At 58.2% G+C, this 16,717-nt stretch carries 25 protein-coding genes and 1 pseudogene; 7 read left to right on the top strand and 19 right to left on the bottom strand.

All coding sequences use genetic code 11. The features are described from left to right. Window positions 1–38: 38 nt before the first annotated feature. Genes QZW03_RS16205 through QZW03_RS16185 form a run of 5 tightly spaced genes read right to left on the bottom strand, consistent with a single transcriptional unit; the run spans window position 39 to window position 2,785 of the window. A complete protein-coding gene (locus QZW03_RS16205) occupies window positions 39–569 on the bottom strand; it encodes a F0F1 ATP synthase subunit delta (RefSeq protein ID WP_296511069.1) in 531 nt (176 codons plus the stop codon). Between the two features lie 9 nt (window positions 570–578). Further along, window positions 579–1,049: a F0F1 ATP synthase subunit B gene (locus QZW03_RS16200; RefSeq protein ID WP_296511068.1), complete on the bottom strand. Its 471-nt coding sequence runs from the start codon at window positions 1,047–1,049 to the stop codon at window positions 579–581. Window positions 1,050–1,084: 35 nt separating this feature from the next. After that, window positions 1,085–1,333 carry a F0F1 ATP synthase subunit C gene (gene atpE, locus QZW03_RS16195; protein WP_019429175.1) on the bottom strand — a complete coding sequence of 83 codons (249 nt, stop codon included), beginning with the start codon at window positions 1,331–1,333 and terminating at the stop codon, window positions 1,085–1,087. A 60-nt stretch (window positions 1,334–1,393) separates the two neighbouring features. Next, window positions 1,394–2,272, bottom strand: a complete 879-nt coding sequence (atpB, locus tag QZW03_RS16190) for a F0F1 ATP synthase subunit A (RefSeq protein ID WP_296511067.1) — start codon at window positions 2,270–2,272, stop codon at window positions 1,394–1,396. 21 nt (window positions 2,273–2,293) lie between these two features. Then, a complete protein-coding gene (locus tag QZW03_RS16185; protein WP_296511066.1) occupies window positions 2,294–2,785 on the bottom strand; it encodes an ATP synthase subunit I in 492 nt (163 codons plus the stop codon). 245 nt (window positions 2,786–3,030) lie between these two features. Between QZW03_RS16185 and QZW03_RS16180 the strand changes: the two genes are divergently transcribed. Genes QZW03_RS16180 through lipA form a run of 3 tightly spaced genes read left to right on the top strand, consistent with a single transcriptional unit; the run spans window position 3,031 to window position 5,118 of the window. Further along, on the top strand, window positions 3,031–3,333 hold the full coding sequence (locus QZW03_RS16180; RefSeq protein WP_296511065.1) for a DUF493 family protein: 303 nt from the start codon (window positions 3,031–3,033) through the stop codon (window positions 3,331–3,333). Window positions 3,334–3,336: 3 nt separating this feature from the next. Then, entirely contained in the window at window positions 3,337–4,041 is a 705-nt protein-coding gene (lipB, locus tag QZW03_RS16175; protein ID WP_296511064.1) for a lipoyl(octanoyl) transferase LipB, read from the top strand. Between the two features lie 42 nt (window positions 4,042–4,083). Next, a complete protein-coding gene (gene lipA / locus QZW03_RS16170) occupies window positions 4,084–5,118 on the top strand; it encodes a lipoyl synthase (protein WP_296511062.1) in 1,035 nt (344 codons plus the stop codon). 68 nt (window positions 5,119–5,186) lie between these two features. Here lipA and QZW03_RS16165 read toward each other — a convergent pair whose 3' ends face one another. Continuing rightward, entirely contained in the window at window positions 5,187–5,663 is a 477-nt protein-coding gene (locus QZW03_RS16165) for a hypothetical protein (protein ID WP_296511061.1), read from the bottom strand. A gap of 137 nt (window positions 5,664–5,800) precedes the next feature. On the opposite strand from QZW03_RS16165, the gene mgrA reads away from it, so the two are divergent. Together mgrA and QZW03_RS16155 are read left to right on the top strand one after the other, a co-directional pair. Continuing rightward, window positions 5,801–6,850, top strand: a complete 1,050-nt coding sequence (gene mgrA / locus QZW03_RS16160; protein WP_296511099.1) for an L-glyceraldehyde 3-phosphate reductase — start codon at window positions 5,801–5,803, stop codon at window positions 6,848–6,850. A gap of 45 nt (window positions 6,851–6,895) precedes the next feature. Next, window positions 6,896–7,741: a DMT family transporter gene (locus QZW03_RS16155; protein WP_296511060.1), complete on the top strand. Its 846-nt coding sequence runs from the start codon at window positions 6,896–6,898 to the stop codon at window positions 7,739–7,741. An 82-nt stretch (window positions 7,742–7,823) separates the two neighbouring features. Here the strand turns inward: QZW03_RS16155 and ptsP are convergent, their stop codons facing one another. From ptsP to QZW03_RS16125, 6 genes are read right to left on the bottom strand one after another with little or no spacing between them, the layout of a single operon-like run. Then, window positions 7,824–9,605 carry a phosphoenolpyruvate--protein phosphotransferase gene (ptsP, locus tag QZW03_RS16150; protein WP_296511059.1) on the bottom strand — a complete coding sequence of 594 codons (1,782 nt, stop codon included), beginning with the start codon at window positions 9,603–9,605 and terminating at the stop codon, window positions 7,824–7,826. Further along, window positions 9,602–9,871 carry an HPr family phosphocarrier protein gene (locus QZW03_RS16145; RefSeq protein ID WP_296511058.1) on the bottom strand — a complete coding sequence of 90 codons (270 nt, stop codon included), beginning with the start codon at window positions 9,869–9,871 and terminating at the stop codon, window positions 9,602–9,604. The genes ptsP and QZW03_RS16145 overlap by 4 nt, the downstream gene beginning before the upstream one ends. After that, the gene (locus tag QZW03_RS16140; RefSeq protein WP_296511057.1) at window positions 9,840–10,286 is read right to left on the bottom strand and encodes a PTS fructose transporter subunit IIA; all 447 of its coding nucleotides are present in this window, start codon (window positions 10,284–10,286) and stop codon (window positions 9,840–9,842) included. Before QZW03_RS16140 ends, QZW03_RS16145 begins: the two co-directional genes overlap by 32 nt. A gap of 22 nt (window positions 10,287–10,308) precedes the next feature. Then, a complete protein-coding gene (locus QZW03_RS16135) occupies window positions 10,309–11,529 on the bottom strand; it encodes an MFS transporter (protein WP_296511056.1) in 1,221 nt (406 codons plus the stop codon). Beyond that, the gene (locus QZW03_RS16130) at window positions 11,526–12,044 is read right to left on the bottom strand and encodes a hypothetical protein (protein WP_296511055.1); all 519 of its coding nucleotides are present in this window, start codon (window positions 12,042–12,044) and stop codon (window positions 11,526–11,528) included. Before QZW03_RS16130 ends, QZW03_RS16135 begins: the two co-directional genes overlap by 4 nt. Next, on the bottom strand, window positions 12,041–12,742 hold the full coding sequence (locus tag QZW03_RS16125; RefSeq protein ID WP_296511054.1) for a DUF4197 domain-containing protein: 702 nt from the start codon (window positions 12,740–12,742) through the stop codon (window positions 12,041–12,043). The genes QZW03_RS16130 and QZW03_RS16125 overlap by 4 nt, the downstream gene beginning before the upstream one ends. A 17-nt stretch (window positions 12,743–12,759) precedes the next feature. On the opposite strand from QZW03_RS16125, the gene QZW03_RS16120 reads away from it, so the two are divergent. Beyond that, entirely contained in the window at window positions 12,760–13,257 is a 498-nt protein-coding gene (locus QZW03_RS16120) for a TlpA disulfide reductase family protein (protein WP_296511052.1), read from the top strand. A 111-nt stretch (window positions 13,258–13,368) separates the two neighbouring features. Beyond that, window positions 13,369–13,869, top strand: coding sequence for a GNAT family N-acetyltransferase (locus QZW03_RS16115; RefSeq protein ID WP_296511051.1), 501 nt, complete (start codon window positions 13,369–13,371; stop codon window positions 13,867–13,869). Window positions 13,870–13,887: 18 nt separating this feature from the next. Here QZW03_RS16115 and QZW03_RS16110 read toward each other — a convergent pair whose 3' ends face one another. From QZW03_RS16110 to QZW03_RS16080, 7 genes and pseudogenes are all read right to left on the bottom strand, one after another. Next, window positions 13,888–14,394, bottom strand: coding sequence for a peroxiredoxin (locus tag QZW03_RS16110; RefSeq protein ID WP_296511050.1), 507 nt, complete (start codon window positions 14,392–14,394; stop codon window positions 13,888–13,890). 91 nt (window positions 14,395–14,485) lie between these two features. Further along, complete coding sequence (rpsQ, locus tag QZW03_RS16105) at window positions 14,486–14,755, bottom strand: 30S ribosomal protein S17 (protein ID WP_296511049.1); 270 nt, start codon at window positions 14,753–14,755, stop codon at window positions 14,486–14,488. 10 nt (window positions 14,756–14,765) lie between these two features. Continuing rightward, window positions 14,766–14,975 (bottom strand): 50S ribosomal protein L29, encoded by a 210-nt coding sequence (gene rpmC / locus QZW03_RS16100; protein ID WP_296511048.1) that lies wholly within the window; start codon window positions 14,973–14,975, stop codon window positions 14,766–14,768. A 16-nt stretch (window positions 14,976–14,991) separates the two neighbouring features. Further along, entirely contained in the window at window positions 14,992–15,408 is a 417-nt protein-coding gene (gene rplP / locus QZW03_RS16095; protein WP_068836220.1) for a 50S ribosomal protein L16, read from the bottom strand. A 2-nt stretch (window positions 15,409–15,410) separates the two neighbouring features. Continuing rightward, window positions 15,411–16,292: a 30S ribosomal protein S3 gene (gene rpsC / locus QZW03_RS16090; protein ID WP_296511047.1), complete on the bottom strand. Its 882-nt coding sequence runs from the start codon at window positions 16,290–16,292 to the stop codon at window positions 15,411–15,413. A gap of 16 nt (window positions 16,293–16,308) precedes the next feature. Further along, window positions 16,309–16,638, bottom strand: coding sequence for a 50S ribosomal protein L22 (rplV, locus tag QZW03_RS16085; protein ID WP_029708118.1), 330 nt, complete (start codon window positions 16,636–16,638; stop codon window positions 16,309–16,311). Window positions 16,639–16,648: 10 nt separating this feature from the next. Further along, a pseudogene (locus tag QZW03_RS16080) lies at window positions 16,649–16,717 on the bottom strand (30S ribosomal protein S19); the annotation flags it as partial.

The following is a 16,717-nucleotide window of genomic DNA, read 5'->3' as shown; positions in this document are numbered from 1 at the left end:
TTCTTTCTTTGGTTGGGCTGTCAGAGTAAGGCCAAGCCTTACGCTGAAAGAGCCACTTTCATTTGTTCGAGACGGGCCTTGACAGAGGTGTCAAGAACTTCGTCACCCACCACCACGCGGATACCGCCGATCAGTTCGGCATCCAACTCAACGGAAACGTTGAGCTTGCGACCGAAGCGCTTCTCGAGAGAAGCCGCCACTTCCGACAATGCAGCTGCATCGATCGGGAAAGCGCTGTAAACGACAGCATCAGAAAAGCCGCCTTGGGCGTTCTTCAGTGCACGGAACTGGGCTGCGATTTCCGGCAGCGCCGCGAGGCGTCCGTTATCGATCACAGTGCGCAGGAAGTTCTTTCCTTGCTCAGGCAAAGCAGCTTTGATAACACCGGACACCAGATCAAAAACCTGGTTGTTGGTGCTATTGGGATTGCCGGCAAACTGCTGGAGTTGGCTATTGCGCGCAACTTCAGCAAGTTCGTCCAGCCACACAGCTGCAGCGGTCGAATCCGCTTGCGTAGCCTTGTACAAAGCTTCGGCATAGGGCCTGGCGATGGTGGCAAGTTCAGCCATGTGATTCCCTTACAGCTCAGTCTTCAAGCGCGACAGCAAATCTGCGTGCACGCCGGCATTGACTTCTTTGCGAAGGATCTGCTCAGCGCCTTTGACGGCGAGAGCGGCGACCTGTTCACGCAGAGCGTCACGAGCCTTCACGGACTGCTGCTCGGCTTCAGCTTTCGCTGCAGCGATGATGCGATTGCCTTCTTCCGCAGCGCGAGCTTTGGCTTCTTCGACGATCGTTTGAGCACGGCGCTCGGCATCCGCCAAGCGAGTGGCAGTTTCGTTACGCGATGTGGCCAGTTCAGCCTCTACGCGCTTATTTGCAGAGGCCAGTTCAGCCTTTGCCTTGTCGGCGGCAGCTAGTCCGTCGGCGATTTTCTGTGCCCGCTCGTCCAGCGCTTTTGTGATCGGGGGCCACACGAATTTCATCGTGAACCACACCAGGATCGCAAAAACGATAGCCTGCAGGAACAGGGTAGCGTTGATGTTCACGGTTTGATTCCTTCTCTAACGTGAAGGGCCGTTATTTACTTCAGAACGAAGGGGTTTGCGAACGCGAACAGCAGAGCGATAGCAACGCCGATCAAGAACGCAGCGTCGATCAGACCAGCCAAGATGAACATCTTGGTTTGCAGTTCGTTCATCAATTCAGGTTGACGAGCAGAAGATTCCAGGAACTTGCCGCCCATCAGTGCGATACCGATAGATGCGCCGATTGCGCCCAGACCAACGATCAAACCGCAAGCCAGTGCCACGAGGCCGAGAATGTTTTCCATGAGAAGCTCCTAAAAGTTAGTGGAAAAAGAAAAAGAAAACGAAAGCGAGAAAAAGTTACATCAATGTGCGTCGTGCGCTTGACCTGTGTAGATCAGCGTCAACATCATAAAGATGAAGGCTTGCAAGGTGATCACGAGGATGTGGAACAGCGTCCACACGGTTCCCGCGATGATGTGACCAATGGCCAAACCAACGCCGGTTGCCGACAGCGCCCAGCCGCCACCCATCAGGGCAATCAACATGAACACCAACTCACCTGCAAACATATTGCCAAACAACCGCATGCCATGGGACACGGTCTTAGCAAGGTATTCGATCATCTGCATCAAGAAGTTCACAGGCCAGAGTGCCCAGTGATCCCCAAAAGGAGCAGCAATCAGTTCGTGCGCCCAGCCACCCAGACCCTTGATCTTGATGTTGTAAACCAGACAGACAAACAAAACAGAGCACGACAGACCCAGCGTGGTGGACAAATCAGCCGTAGGAACCACACGCATGTAGTCCTTGAAGCCCATTGCAGGACCAACCGAGTGCCAGATTGCGGGGATCAAATCCACAGGCAACATGTCCATGGCGTTCATCAGGAAGATCCAGACGAACACAGTCAGCGCCAAGGGGGAAATCAACTTGCGGCTGGTGGCATTGTGAATCACGCCCTTAGCCTGGTTCTCCACCATTTCAGACAAAATTTCGACTGCAGCTTGGAAACGGCCGGGTACGCCAGAAGTGGCTTTGCGTGCAGCATTCCACAACAGAAAGCAGCCCAGAATACCCAAAACCACCGAGAAGAACACCGAATCCAAATTGAACAGACTGAAGTCCACAATATTGGTTTGCTTGACACTTTCGAAGTCAAAGTTCTTTTGCAGATGTTGCAAGTGGTGCTGGATGTATTCACCAGCGGATGGGGCATGGGTTTCAGCGTTTTCAGAAGCCATATGTCACCAAAATTCAAAAAATTACAGCGGGATGGGGTGCTTGCTCTGCAGCCACGCGGCCACCCAATACACCTTCATCGTCACCACGAAGCCAGCCACAAGTGCCAACCAATTCAGTCCGGGAACCAGCTTGGGCGCCGCCAGCAGCATCGCTACCGTCAACACAACCTTCACCACCTCCCAAACCACAAAACCCAAAAACGCCGCCCCGGAATCCCGAACTCCGGCTTGCCTGCCCATGCCACGCGCCAAAGCTGCAGCAGGAACAATCACCGCCAAAGCACCGTACAGCGCGGATACGCCAGCAGCGAATCCAAAACCAGCCAATGCAATCAACGCCACCAACAGAGCCACCACGCACTGCATGCTGATAACACGCCATGGCGACACAGGAGGATTGCGCCTCCGCCACTGCAGAGCTTCTGCAGCCGTCAGGGGCTTGAACTCTTCTTCCAACACCCCATCTGGGTTGTCGGCGCTAGAAACAACATTCTTCGGATGCGGTATTGTCATTGTCAAAAACGCACTCAGATTGTTGCCCGGTTCAACGCACAGCCTCTGATTATACGTAGAAACCCGTCCGCACCGGCAATTACACAAAAAGCCGACATCATCAGCCGCCCGTAAGCTTAAACAGCGACTGCTGCACCCCATCTCTTCGCGAAAGCGATAATCCCGAATCACTACAAGATTGCGGTCAAGGCGGCCTACCAGCACCCGACCTGATGAACCGCGGTCAACCTTTGAAAGGCGCGAGCATGGCCACCACACTCCCCCCAAGCAACACCCCTGAAATTTCCCGGGCCGACTCCCTGATTGAGTACCCCTCGCTTTTCCCCATCAAAGTCATGGGCCATAAAGTGGATGGCCTCGTGCATGCCATCAGCATGATTGCGTCGCAGTTTGATCCCGCATTCGACGCCACGACCATTGAGCTGCGCGAGAGCAAGGGCGGCAACTACCTGGGCGTCACCATCACGGTGACCGCCACCAGCCGGGAGCAGCTGGATGAACTCTACCGCACGCTCTCCACGCACCCCATGGTGAAAGTGGTGTTGTAGGCCGTGGCCATCGACTTACAGCAGCGTGGCCGGTTGGACTATGTGCCAACCTACGAGGCCATGCAACGATTTACCCATGAAAGGGCTGTTGGGCTCGCATCAGATGTGCCGGACCAGCTATGGATTTGTGAGCACCCACCCGTCTTCACCCAGGGCTTGGCGGGCAAGCCCGAGCATATTTTTATGCCGGGCGACATTCCGGTGGTGCAAACCAATCGGGGCGGACAAGTCACCTACCACGGCCCCGGCCAGGTCATGGGCTACCCGATGATCGACCTCAAGCGTGCAGGCTATTTCGTCAAAGAATATGTCTACCGTATCGAGGAATCCGTCATCAAGACCTTGCTTCATTTTGGTGTCACGGGTCACCGCGTGGCGGGTGCACCGGGCATTTACGTCCGCTTGGAAGACCCCAGCGGGCACAGCCCTTTGGCGCAGCGCCCGCAACGGGGTGTTGAGGGATCGGCCGATCCGGATTTCACGGGTCTGGGCAAAATATCTGCACTTGGCATCAAGGTCAGCCGCAATTGCAGCTACCACGGGGTTGCGTTGAATGTAGCCATGGACCTGGAGCCCTTCTCCCGTATCAACCCATGTGGCTACACACAGCTGCAGACCATAGACCTTTCTACAATCGGGGTTCAAGTCAGCTGGCAAGATGCCGCTGATGTACTGGGCCAAAAACTCGCCACTTACCTTGCACCCTAAGGTGCGCCCGGGTCCACGACCCTGCAGCAGAGACGCCACACCATGAGCCAAAGCGATACCTCACTCGACACCAAGCGCGAACACAGCACCGCCAACCCGACCGTGCGTGAAGCCCAATCGACTGCGGACTACAACCCGCTGGCTAAGCAAAAAGCGCAGGCCAAGCTGGCGCGCATTCCAGTCAAGGTTCAAGCAGGTGAAATGCTCAAGAAGCCGGACTGGATCCGCGTCAAGGCCGGCAGCCCGACCACCCGCTTCTATGAAATCAAAGAGACACTGCGCGCCAACAAACTGGTGACCGTGTGCGAAGAAGCCAGCTGCCCCAACATTGGCGAATGCTTCGGCAAGGGCACAGCCACCTTCATGATCATGGGCGACAAGTGCACCCGCCGCTGCCCCTTCTGCGATGTGGGCCACGGCCGTCCTGACCCGCTGGATGTGAATGAGCCCGACAACCTTGCCAAGACCATTGCCCAGCTCAAACTCAATTACGTGGTGATCACCAGCGTGGACCGCGACGACCTGCGCGACGGCGGAGCCGGCCACTTTGTGGAGTGCATCCGCAAAACGCGCGAGCTGTCTCCCAAGACACAAATCGAGGTGCTGGTGCCCGACTTCCGCGGCCGTGATGACCGCGCCCTGGAAATCCTGAAAGCCGCACCACCGGATGTGATGAACCACAACCTGGAAACCATTCCCCGCCTCTACAAAGAAGCGCGCCCGGGCTCGGACTACCAGTTCTCGCTCAACCTGCTCAAAAAATTCAAGGCGCTGTTCCCGGATGTGCCCACCAAGAGCGGCTTGATGGTCGGCTTGGGCGAGACCGACGAAGAAATTCTCGAAGTCATGCGCGACATGCGCGCTCACAACATCGAGATGCTGACCATCGGGCAATACCTAGCACCCAGCACCAGCCACCTGCCGGTCCGCCGCTATGTGCACCCCGACACCTTCAAAATGTTTGAAGAAGAGGCCTACAAAATGGGCTTCAAACACGCCGCAGTAGGTGCGATGGTGCGCTCCAGCTACCACGCAGATGTGCAGGCCGGCCACGCCATGGGTGCGCCCGCCGCCTGAGATCCAGATTGCTACTAATTTGATAGCTGCTAGCGCTCATCTACTGTGCGCTAGCAGCTATTTTTACTTCAAGGCTTGGCGTAGCCACCCTCCACCCAGGCCACCGCGCTGGCGCGGCTGAGCTTGAATGTGGGTGACACCTTGACCTGTGCCAACAGGTCGTCGCCCTCGTCGCGCGCCGTCAATGTGGCGGTGGGATTCTCTTCGTCGGGCTCAATGTCCAGATAGACCCTGACCCGCCCCTCCCCGGCCGCCACCTCCATGCTTTGGTGCAGGCTGGCGTGCAGCTGCTGCTCGCTGCGCCGCACAAATTCGCGCGCGGTTTTCACCAGCGTCAAGAAAGCGCTCTGGTCCAGCGGCTTGGGGTTCTTTTTGTCGCGGCCCATGGTCCAAGGGCCCACCAGCGCAGGCTCGGAAGCGCCGTCAGCCGTCATAGCCACGGCCCAGCCGTCGTCGTCTTCATTTTTCACCACGCGGGCCGTCCAGCCGTCGCTGCTCCAGAGCCGGGGCTCTTGTACTTTCATGTCGGATTCGTTCAAGTTCATGGCGTGGAGTATGCAGGGAGACCGACTTCACCTCCCGTGACATCGACAGAAATCGGGGCATTCCGCTTGTGAATTTAAGCGCATAAAAAATGAACAAAAATAGCGATCCTCAGTTGTCACTTTCACGCACCAAACACATCATGTACCACGCAGCCTCCGACCGATATGACGGACGTGTCCCTTACCGCACCTGCGGCAAAAGTGGCCTCAAACTCCCGGCGGTGTCGCTGGGCCTGTGGCACAACTTCGGGGATGCCACACCCTTCCAGGCCCAGCGCGACATGTTGCGCACGGCGTTCGATTTAGGCATCACCCACTTTGACCTGGCCAACAACTATGGCCCGCCCTACGGCAGCGCCGAGACCAACTTCGGCGAGCACCTGCGTCGCGACTTCATGCCTTACCGCGACGAGCTGATCATCTCCAGCAAGGCCGGTTACGACATGTGGCCAGGCCCCTACGGCCAGGGCGGCGGTTCGCGCAAATATGTGCTGGCCAGCCTGGACCAGAGTTTGAAGCGCATGGGCTTGGACTATGTGGACATTTTCTACAGCCACCGTTTTGACCCCGACACCCCGCTCGAAGAAACCATGGGTGCGCTGGCCACCGCCGTGCAGCAAGGCAAGGCCCTCTACGCCGGCATCAGCAGCTACTCGGGCACTAAGACCCGCGAGGCGGCCGCCATCCTCAAGAGCATGGGTGTGCCCATGCTGATCCACCAGCCCTCGTACAGCCTGATGAACCGCTGGATCGAAGAGGACCTGCTGGACGCCCTGGACGACACCGGCATGGGCTGCATCGCGTTCAGTGCGCTGGCCCAAGGACTGCTGACCAACAAGTACCTGAATGGCGTGCCTGCGGATGCGCGCATCAACCGTCCCGGCGGTAGCTCCTTCAAGCAGGACCACCTGAGCGAGCAAAACCTCAAACATGTGCGCGCCCTGAACGACATCGCCCAAGCCCGCGGCCAGAGCCTGGCGCAAATGGCCACGGCCTGGGTGCTGCGCGATGCACGCGTCACCTCCGCTTTGATCGGGGCCAGCAAGCCGGAGCAGATCGTGGACCTGGTGGGTGCCATGAGCAACCTGAGCTTCAGCGCCGACGAGCTGGCTGCGATTGACGGGCACGCGGTGGACGGCGGCATCAACCTTTGGAAGCGCCCTTCCACCAACCAGCGCCTGGCCTGAGTGGGTGTTGACAGACAGTGAACTGGTGCCGGTAAGCTTGAGGGAATGAACGCTTCTCTGCTCGCGCTTGCCGCCATCGCCCTTTGGGGCAGCCTAGCTCCCTTGGGAGTCTCTCTGGGCCATGTGCCGCCGTTTCTGCTCACGGGAGTGGGCCTGGTCATCGGCAGCGTGATTGGCCTGGTGCTGTCGCGTGGGCGGGTAAGCGAATGGAAGGTGCCCGCCGCCACCTTGGCACTGGGGGTGTACGGGCTGTTCGGATTTCACTTTTTGCTGTTTATCGCCCTGCGCCATGCGCCGCCGGTACAGGCCAATCTGGTGAACTACCTGTGGCCGCTGGGCATTGTGCTGATGGCCCCGCTGTTTCTGCCCGGTATGCGCCTGCGTGTGCTGCACGTGGCCGCAGCCTTACTGGGCTTTGCAGGTGCTGCGCTGGCCATTCTGGGTGGCCGCGGTGCGGGTAGCGACATGGGCGGTTGGGCCTGGGGTTACCTGCCGGCCATGGCGTCTGCATTCGTCTGGGCGAGCTATTCGCTGCTGACGCAGCGGGTGCCGCCCTTTCCGAATGCGGCCATCGGCCTGTTCGGGCTGGTGTCGGGGCTGCTCTCGCTGCTGTGCCACGCGCTCCTGGAGCCATCCGTCACGCTGAGCGCACACGATTGGCAGCTGCTCGCGGCTTTGGGCTTGGGCCCCTTGGGCGGCGCGTTTTACCTGTGGGATGCGGCGCTGAAGCGCGGGGATGCGCGCACCATCGGCGTGTTGTCATTTCTGACGCCGCTGCTCTCCACCCTGGGCCTGCTCTGGATGCGCGGCGAGTGGCCCAGCGCCAGCGTGGCACTGGCGGCTGTCATGATCGTGGGCGCCGCCGTGCTGGGTTCGCGCGCCAAGCCGTAATATAGCGAAAAGTACCACCAGCCCTCACAGAATATGCGCAAGCAGCTACCAAAACAATAGCAAAATCCAAGACTAGCCCACTCTAGATGTGGCTGTTCGACATCTCCAGTGCAGGGTCTTCGGCCGTGCGCACACGCTGGGCCCAGACCGCGAGTTTGCTGGTGTCCGAGCGCAGAATCTCTTGCTTGACTGCCAGAATTTGCGCGGGGTGCATGGAGAAGCTGCGCAAACCCAGGCCTAGCAACAGGCGGGTCAGCGTGACATCACCGGCCATCTCCCCGCACACACTCACATCCTTGCCCTGGGCGCGACACTCGGCAATGGTGTCGGCCACCAGCCGCAGTACCGCCGGGTGCATGGGGTCATAGAGGTGGGCCACAGACTCGTCGGCCCGGTCAATGGCCAAGGTGTACTGGATCAGATCGTTGGTACCGATCGACAAGAAGTCGAAGTACTTCAAGAACAAGGGCAGGCTCAGGGCCGCTGCCGGAATCTCGATCATGGCGCCCAGCTGCACCGGGCCGTAGACCGCCCCGCGCCGGTCCAGTTGGGCACGGGCACGCTCGATGTGCGCGAGGGTCTGCCGGATCTCACTGGCATGCGCCAGCATCGGTATCAAGAGACGGACCTTGCCGTGGGCCGCGGCCCGCAAAATGGCACGCAGCTGCGTCAGGAACATGGCAGGCTCGGCCAAGCTCCAGCGGATGGCGCGCAGCCCCAAAGCGGGGTTCAGGTGCGCGTCGTCATGGACCGACTCGTCCAAGGGCTTGTCGGCCCCCACATCCACCGTGCGGATGGTGACTGGCAGCCCCTCCATGCCTTCGACCGCTTTTTTGTAAGCGAGGTATTGCTCCTCTTCGTCAGGCAGTTGGCCATAGCGCCCCATGAACAGAAACTCGCTGCGAAAAAGTCCAACGCCCAAGGCACCCGCTTTGAGGGCAACGTGGGCGTCTTCCGGCATTTCAATGTTGGCCAGGAGCTGGATTTTTTCGTCATCCATCGTGATGGCGGGAGTGTGCAACAAGCGCTGCAGACGGCCACGCTCCAGCTCTCCCTGGCGCTGTTTGAAGCCATATTCCGCGAGGATGATGGGCGAGGGGTCGACGATGACCACCCCCGCATCGCCGTCGATGATGACCCAGTCGTCTTGGCGCACGAGTTGGCTGCAAGTGCGTGCGCCCACGACGGCAGGAATATCCATACTGCGCGCCACGATGGCGGTGTGGGAGGTCTTGCCCCCCACGTCGGTAATAAAACCGGCGAACACGCTTTGCTTGAATTGCAGCATGTCGGCAGGCGACAGGTCGTGGGCAATGAGCACCAACGGCACATCCACCGTGTCGTCGAGCAACAAGTCTTGTTGCGCACCTTTTCGGCCCGGGCGTGACTGGGCAGGCAGAACCGGGGACTGGGTGCCCTTCATGGCCCGCAAGACGCGCTCACAGATCTGCTCCATGTCCGCCTTGCGCTCGCGCAGGTAGGCGTCTTCCATTTCATCGAAATGGCGGGCAATGATTTCCAGCTGCGTGGTTAAGGCCCACTCCGCGTTGTACAGGCGGTCGGTGATCCAGTGCTTGACGCCACCCACCAACTCTTCGTCCTGCAAGAGCATCAGGTGAACGTCGAGCAGCGCCGCCAATTCGGTGGGCGCTTCTTTGGGGCCCATGCGGCTGATGCTGGTCTGGAGCCGGTAGATTTCTTCGACCACCGCATCGCGGCCCGCCCGCACACGGGCAATTTCGGCCTCCACTTCGTCCGGCTTGATGAAGTAGTGGGCCACATCCATCCGGCTGGACGCAACCAGCACGGCGCGCCCGATGGCGATGCCGCGGGAGACGGCGAGACCGTGGACTGAAAAGGTCATTCGCCTTCGCCGAATTTGTCGCTGATCAAGGCCAGCAGGGCGTCCATGGCCTCTTGCTCGCGTTCGCCGTTGGTTTCCAGGGTGATTTCCGAGCCGATGCCAGCTGCCAGCATCATGACACCCATGATGCTCTTGGCATTCACTCGGCGCTCGCCGCGGGACATCCAGACCTCGCAGGGAAAGCTACCGGCGAGTTTGGTGAGTTTGGCCGAGGCCCGCGCGTGCAGGCCCAGTTTATTGACTATGGTCGTGTTGGTGCTGATCATGGGTTTTGCGATGTTGGTTTTGCGGTGCAGTCACGGCAACCTGCATGATGCTCTGGGCACCGCCCGCCAAGGCACGTGTAACGAGGACATCGAGCGGCTCATGGCGGTAGTTGACGGTGCGCAGCAGCATAGGGAGATTTACCCCCACCACCAGCTTGGACTGATGCCCGTCCACCACCTTTTGGGCGATGTTGCAGGGGGTCGCGCCGAACACATCGGTCAAAACGAGTGCGTGCGCGGTGCCCAAGCGGCTGAGCAGGGTCTTGGCGGCTGCGCGGGTGACGTCGGGGTTCTCATTGGCGGGCACGTCCAGTGCGATGATGCCTTCACCTGCATCAGGGTACACATGCAAGACGCAGGCCCGCAATGCACTGGCAAGAGGGGCGTGGGCGATGATGAGGATGCCGGTGTTCATAGAGCTTCAGGGTTGGGGTTCATTATGGCGTCTTTGCCCGGCACGCCACCAGATAGGCCACGACGCTTGCCACGCCAAAGACCCCAAAGGTCGCCTGGTAGGCAAGCACTTCTGTCAGCCCCAGCGACTTGAGTACATCGAGCAACAAGCCGATACCCCACTGCACGGCGAACACCCCTGCAAAAATCACGAGGTTGTAGGCAGAGAGCGCGCGGCCGGCCAGTGCTGCGGGGAATGCCATACCCACCGCCGGCTGGGCAAGTGCGGCGACCGTAGAACTCACGCAATACAAAGCAAATATGACTGCAGCCCATATAGATATTGCGGACCCAGCTATGATTAATATAGCAAGCATCACAAAACTCAGAGGCATCCACCAGCGAATCAGTTTTTCGGCGGTGTGACCCTTGCGCGCCAACCATGGGTTGGCCAGGCCCCAAAGCCAATAGGCCAGCAGCATGGCGACGTTCAGCCAGAAGAGCCCGCTCGCCGCTTGCGCCGGGGTGTAGCCCGCCACTTTGGTCATCCAAGGGCCTGCCCACAGGGTTTGCATTGCGACCAGTCCGCCGTAGTTGACAAAGCCCAAGGGGGCCAGCGACCGGAAGTAAGTGCTGCGCCACACTTCACCGTATCCCGACGCGGGAGACGGTCCGCCCGCCACCGGGCTTGGGGGTGACCACGCCGGGATTTGCCATGTAATGAGGAGCATGCTGATGAGCATCAAGCCGGCCAAAGCCAGAAAAATACCACGCCAGCCGATAGCTGGCAGCAGCCACTGCACCGGCAGGGTGGAGGCCACCATGCCGAAGGCGCCCACCATCAACATCCACGAATTAGCTCGCATGAGTTGCTCCGGGGCAAACCAGCGCCGGTAGCCCGTCAGTGCCGCCATCAGACAGGCACACACGCCCACACCGCACAAAATCCGGGCGAATAGAAGACCGGTAAACCCATCCGCTTGCGAGAAGGCAAGACAACCCGCCAAGGCAACGCCGAGGAAAAGTGTCTCAACCTTGCGGGGGCCATGGCTGTCCAGCCATTTGCCCAAGGGGAGTTGCATCGCCGCAAAACCCAGAAAGTACCCGCCGGCCAGTAAGCCGAGGTCTGCAGATTGCAACTGAAACTCGGCGACCAAGGTGGGCGCTATCGTGGCTGTAATCGCGCGAATGAGCGCGGATAAAAAGTAGGCAAATGCGAATGCAAAGAATATGGCTATCACCTTGTGGCGGGGCATGGAGGTCATAGCGGGGTCAGGTCTTCGGTAAATGTGAGTGCCCATTCGGGCGATAGGCTCGGTGTATAAATGGCGAGATGGTAGAGGTGCTGCCCGCGCAGAAACCATATCAAGTGCGCTTTGACCACTTGCCCCCGCGGATCAGTTCCTGTGGCGCTCATGGCTTTGGCATGGCTGCCCCACGGTGGCGGGGCCCAGGCTTCAGCGCCGACCGTATGGGCGCGCATGGACTGCAGTGTCTGCTGCTGCCATGCTTTCTGCAAGCCGACGTGACTTTCGGCAGAGGCAAGTGCTACATGGCTCACCGCAAATAATGCTCCACCGGCCTCACATCCGGTCACGTCCAGTGAGACGGTTTGTGCGCCGATCTGTTGTTTGCGGGTAGCACTGTCGGGCTTGCAGGGCAGGTTGAACCCCACATCGCCCAACGGCACCTTGCGCCAGTTCATGGTCGGAGTGCAGGCACTCAACAGGGCGGCTGCACCCAGTAGCACAGCCAACTTCACGGACGTGCGTTGGATCATTTCAGGGTGCCGAAGACCTTCGTCAGGATGCTGCTTCCGTAGGCTACCGGGTTCTGCCGGATTTTCTTTTCTTCTTCACCGATCATCAGGTACAGGCCGTCCAGCGCCTTGGCGGTGACATATTGCTGAATATTGGCATCTTCTTTTTTCATCAAGCCCAGATCTGAGGCGCGGCCCGCGACCTGGTTGTACTTGTCTGCCAGACCGACCTTGGCCGTGGCTTGGGTCACGATGGGCAAAAACTTGGTTCCCAAAGGGCTGCGGGTTTTTTCAGCAAAGAACTGGCTGACCGCCGTATCGCCGCCGGAGAGAATGCCTTTGGCATCCTGTACCGACATGCCTTGGACTGCTTTCATCAAGACGTCTTTCGCCATCGGTACCGCGGTCTCAGCTGCGCGGTTCATGGATGTTACTAGCTCATCGACCTTTGCGCCTTGGCCGAACGTGCGCATCAGCTTCGCCGCGTCTTCCAGGTAGCCCGGCAAAGCAATTCGAACTTTTTCGTTGCCAAGGAATCCATCCACTGCGCCCAGTTGCGCAATGGCTGCTGAGGCTCCTTTTTCGAGTGCTGTCTTGAGTCCCTTGCCCGCGTCAGCATTGGAGAGGTCTGAGAGACTCAGCGCATGCGCCTGTTGCATTGCGGCGCTGAACAGCGTTGTTCCGAATAGGGTGAGCGTCGTAAACTGTCTGCGGTCCATAGTAAAAAGTCCTGCGTATGAAAAAACAAATGGTGTTGGGTGTAATCGTAGCGGCTTGCTTGGTAGCCGGAGGTGCTTTTTGGGTCGGCGATAGCAAAGCTGCCCCGGCTTCTACCTTCGTACTTTTGGACGGCTCCACCAAGACCACCTACGATTTAAAGGGACAGGTGACCTTGGTGAACTTCTGGGCCACAAGTTGCACCACCTGTGTCGCTGAAATGCCGCACATGATAGAGACGTATGAAAAGTTCAAGGGCAAGGGGTACGGCATGGTGGCGGTGGCCATGGCCTACGATCCGCCGAGCTACGTTGTAAACTTTGCGCAGACCCGAAAGCTCCCGTTTGACGTGGCGATTGACAACACCGGTGCGATTGCAAAGTCCTGGGGTGAAGTGACCTTAACGCCCACTAGCTACTTAGTGAACAAGCGGGGCGATATTGTGAAGCGCTATGTGGGTCAGCCCGACTTCAAAGAGCTTCACCGTTTGATTGAGTCACTTTTGCAGGAATCCTGATCTTTCGCTTGGCTGCGCGGCTTTTTTGTTGCAAGGCACCTGATAGGGTGGGGGTGATACATTGCCAGTCTGCGAGCGGTGAAAACGTCTCCCCTTCGACTCTTGTGCCGTATGACAACCCAAAATGCTCTCTCTACGCCCCGCCTCCGGCTCGCTGATACGCCAGAATTGTTGGCGGAGGTGCGTCATCTCTTTAGCGAATATGCAGAGAGTCTCGGCGTGGATCTGTGTTTTCAGAATTTTGAGTCCGAGCTGTCGACCTTGCCGGGCGAGTACGCAGCCCCACGTGGCGCCCTGCTGATTGCAGAAATTGAGGGTGCGTGGGCAGGCTGTTGCGCTCTGCGTCCTTTGGACAACGTGGACTATGCCAACGCATCTGAAATGAAACGACTCTATGTTCGCCCCAAATACCGCAGGCTCGGGCTGGGCCGGGTGTTAGCAGAGGGCGTTTTGGAATCTGCGCGCACCATGGGGTACGACTGCGTGTTGCTGGACACGCTGAACGACATGGAAAGTGCGAGAGCTCTGTATGCGGAACTGGGCTTTGTGGAAGTGCCCCCGTACTACTTCAATCCGATAGCAGGGGCACACTACCTGCGGGCCGAACTCTGATTCGACCCGCTAGAGGCCTTAGGCCTTCGCTTGTGCCAGCAGAGTGGCTGCGTCACTGACTTCGAATTTGCCGGGGCCTTCAATATTCAAGGTGGCGACTTTACCGTCCTTGACCAACATCGAATAACGGTTGGAACGCAGGCCCAGGCCTTTGCCGGTCAGATCTAGCGTCAGGCCAGTTGCCTTCGCGAATGCAGCGTCGCCATCGGCCAACATGCGCACTTTGGTTCCGGTCTTTTGATCGCGTGCCCAAGCGCCCATCACAAACGCGTCGTTCACACTCACGCACCAGATTTCGTCAATACCAGCCGACTGGAAAGCCTCTGCGCTTTTGACATACCCGGGAACATGTTTTGCGGAGCAGGTCGGGGTGAATGCACCAGGCAAAGCAAAGAGTGCGATGGTCTTGCCCGCAGTGGCCTTTGCTACGGAAACCGGATTGGGTCCGATGCTGCAGCCCTCGCCCTCTACTTCCGAATATTCCATGAGCGTTGTTTCTGGAAGTACGTCGCCTACTTGAATCATGTTTGCTCCTAATGCAAAAAGTAACCACCAATGAAAACGGCCCACATTGTGGGCCGTTTTCTCTTTAGCTGCTAGCTCAGGTCTTAAAGACTTAAACTGCAGCTGCCTTCTCTACCAAACGGGTCGCAACCCAGTTTTTGGTTTTGGAGATTGGCTTGCTTTCAGTGATTTCGATCACGTCCCCCAACTTGTACTCACCCTTTTCGTCATGGGCGTGGTACTTGCTGGATTTCGCAACAATCTTGCCGTAGAGCTCGTGCTTAACACGACGCTCGATCAGCACTGTCACTGTCTTAGCACGCTTGTCGCTGACCACCTTGCCAACCAAGGTGCGCTTGAGGGATTTTTTAGCTTCCGTCATTTATCGCTCCTTATTTGGCGGATTTTTCAGCGCTTTGCTTTTGCACAAGAATAGTCTTGGCACGAGCAATATCGCGGCGCGCAGAGCGCAACGAAGCGGTGTTGTTGATTTGTTGCGTGGCTTTTTGCATACGCAGTCCGAAGTGGGCTTTTTGCAAAGCTTTCACTTCGTCCTTCAGGCCGGCAACGTCTTTTTGGCGCAGTTCAGCAGCTTTCGTCATTTCGATATCTCCTGAATTACTGGCCGATCATGCGGCTGACAAATGTCGTACGCAGAGGCAATTTCGCAGCGGCCAAGCGGAAAGCTTCGCGAGCGAGTTCTTCGGGAACACCGACGATCTCAAACACGATCTTGCCAGGCTGGATTTCAGCCACGTAGTACTCCGGGTTACCTTTACCGTTACCCATACGCACTTCAGCAGGCTTTTGGGAAATCGGCTTATCAGGGAACACGCGGATCCAGATACGACCACCACGCTTCACGTGACGGGAAATTGCACGACGTGCAGCTTCGATCTGGCGAGCCGTCAGACGGCCGCGGTCAGTACATTTCAGACCGAAGTCACCGAAGGCGACCGAGCTTCCTCGTGTCGCGACTCCTGTGTTACGGCCCTTTTGCTCTTTGCGGTATTTCCGGCGAGCGGGTTGCAACATGTTTATTCTCCTTTACCGTCAGCTGCTGCAGCTGGCGCGGCGACTTTGCGAACGCGCTTAACGGCGGTTTTAGCGTCAGCACCAAGTGCTTCAGCGGGCTTGTCGCTGCCATCAGCGGGAGCGGCATTGCTGCCGACCGGACGACGAGCGCCACGAGGTGCTGCGCCTGGGCGTGCACCGCGGTCATCACGGCGTGGGCCGCGAGGACGACGCTCTTCTTCAGCGCGTGGCTCAACTGCGGCTGGCAGATCGTTACGGCCCAAGGTATCACCCTTGTAGACCCAGACCTTCACGCCAATGATGCCGTATGTTGTCTTGGCTTCGGAAGTACCGTAGTCGATATCTGCCCGGAGTGTGTGCAAAGGCACGCGGCCTTCACGGTACCACTCGGTACGTGCGATTTCGATACCGTTCAAACGACCGGACGACATGATCTTGATGCCCAGAGCGCCCAAACGCATAGCGTTTTGCATGGCGCGCTTCATGGCACGGCGGAACATGATGCGCTTTTCGAGCTGCTGGGTGATGCTGTCAGCGATCAGCTTCGCATCGATTTCAGGCTTGCGCACCTCTTCGATGTTCACTGCGACTGGCACGCCCAATTGCTTGCCGAGGTCACGCTTCAAGTTCTCGATGTCTTCGCCTTTCTTGCCGATCACTACACCCGGACGTGCCGAGAAAATAGTGATACGTGCGTTCTTGGCAGGACGCTCAATCAGAATGCGCGAGACCGAAGCGTTCTTCAGTTTGGCCTTCAGGTACTCGCGAACCTTGATGTCTTCCGACAACATGCCGGCGAAATCACGGTTGCTTGCGTACCAGCGAGAAGACCAGTTGCGGCTGATCGCCAAACGAAAGCCGGTTGGGTGGATTTTTTGTCCCATATCTTCCTGGCCTCTTTCAGTTTCCAACCGTCACGTACACGTGGCACGTGGGTTTACGGATTTGATTGCCACGGCCCTTAGCGCGCGCAGTGAAGCGACGCAGCGAAGCACCTTGTTCGACGTAGATGGTCGTAACCTTCAATTCGTCGATGTCAGCGCCGTCGTTGTGTTCGGCGTTGGCAATTGCGGACTCAAGAACCTTCTTGATGATCACAGCAGCTTTTTTCTGTGTGAATTGCAAGATGTTCAGAGCTTGATCAACTTTCTTGCCGCGAATCAGGTCCGCGACCAGACGACCTTTGTCAACAGACAAACGGACGCCACGAAGGGTTGCACGAGTTTCCATGGTCACCTCCTTATTTCTTCTGGACTTTTTTGTCCGCAGGGTGACCCTTGAAAGTACGTGTGAGCGCGAACTCACCCAA

The organism is Rhodoferax sp., assembly GCF_013297935.1.
Classification (GTDB): Bacteria; Pseudomonadota; Gammaproteobacteria; order Burkholderiales; family Burkholderiaceae_C; genus Allorhodoferax.
This window is presented reverse-complemented; position numbering and strand designations above follow the sequence as displayed.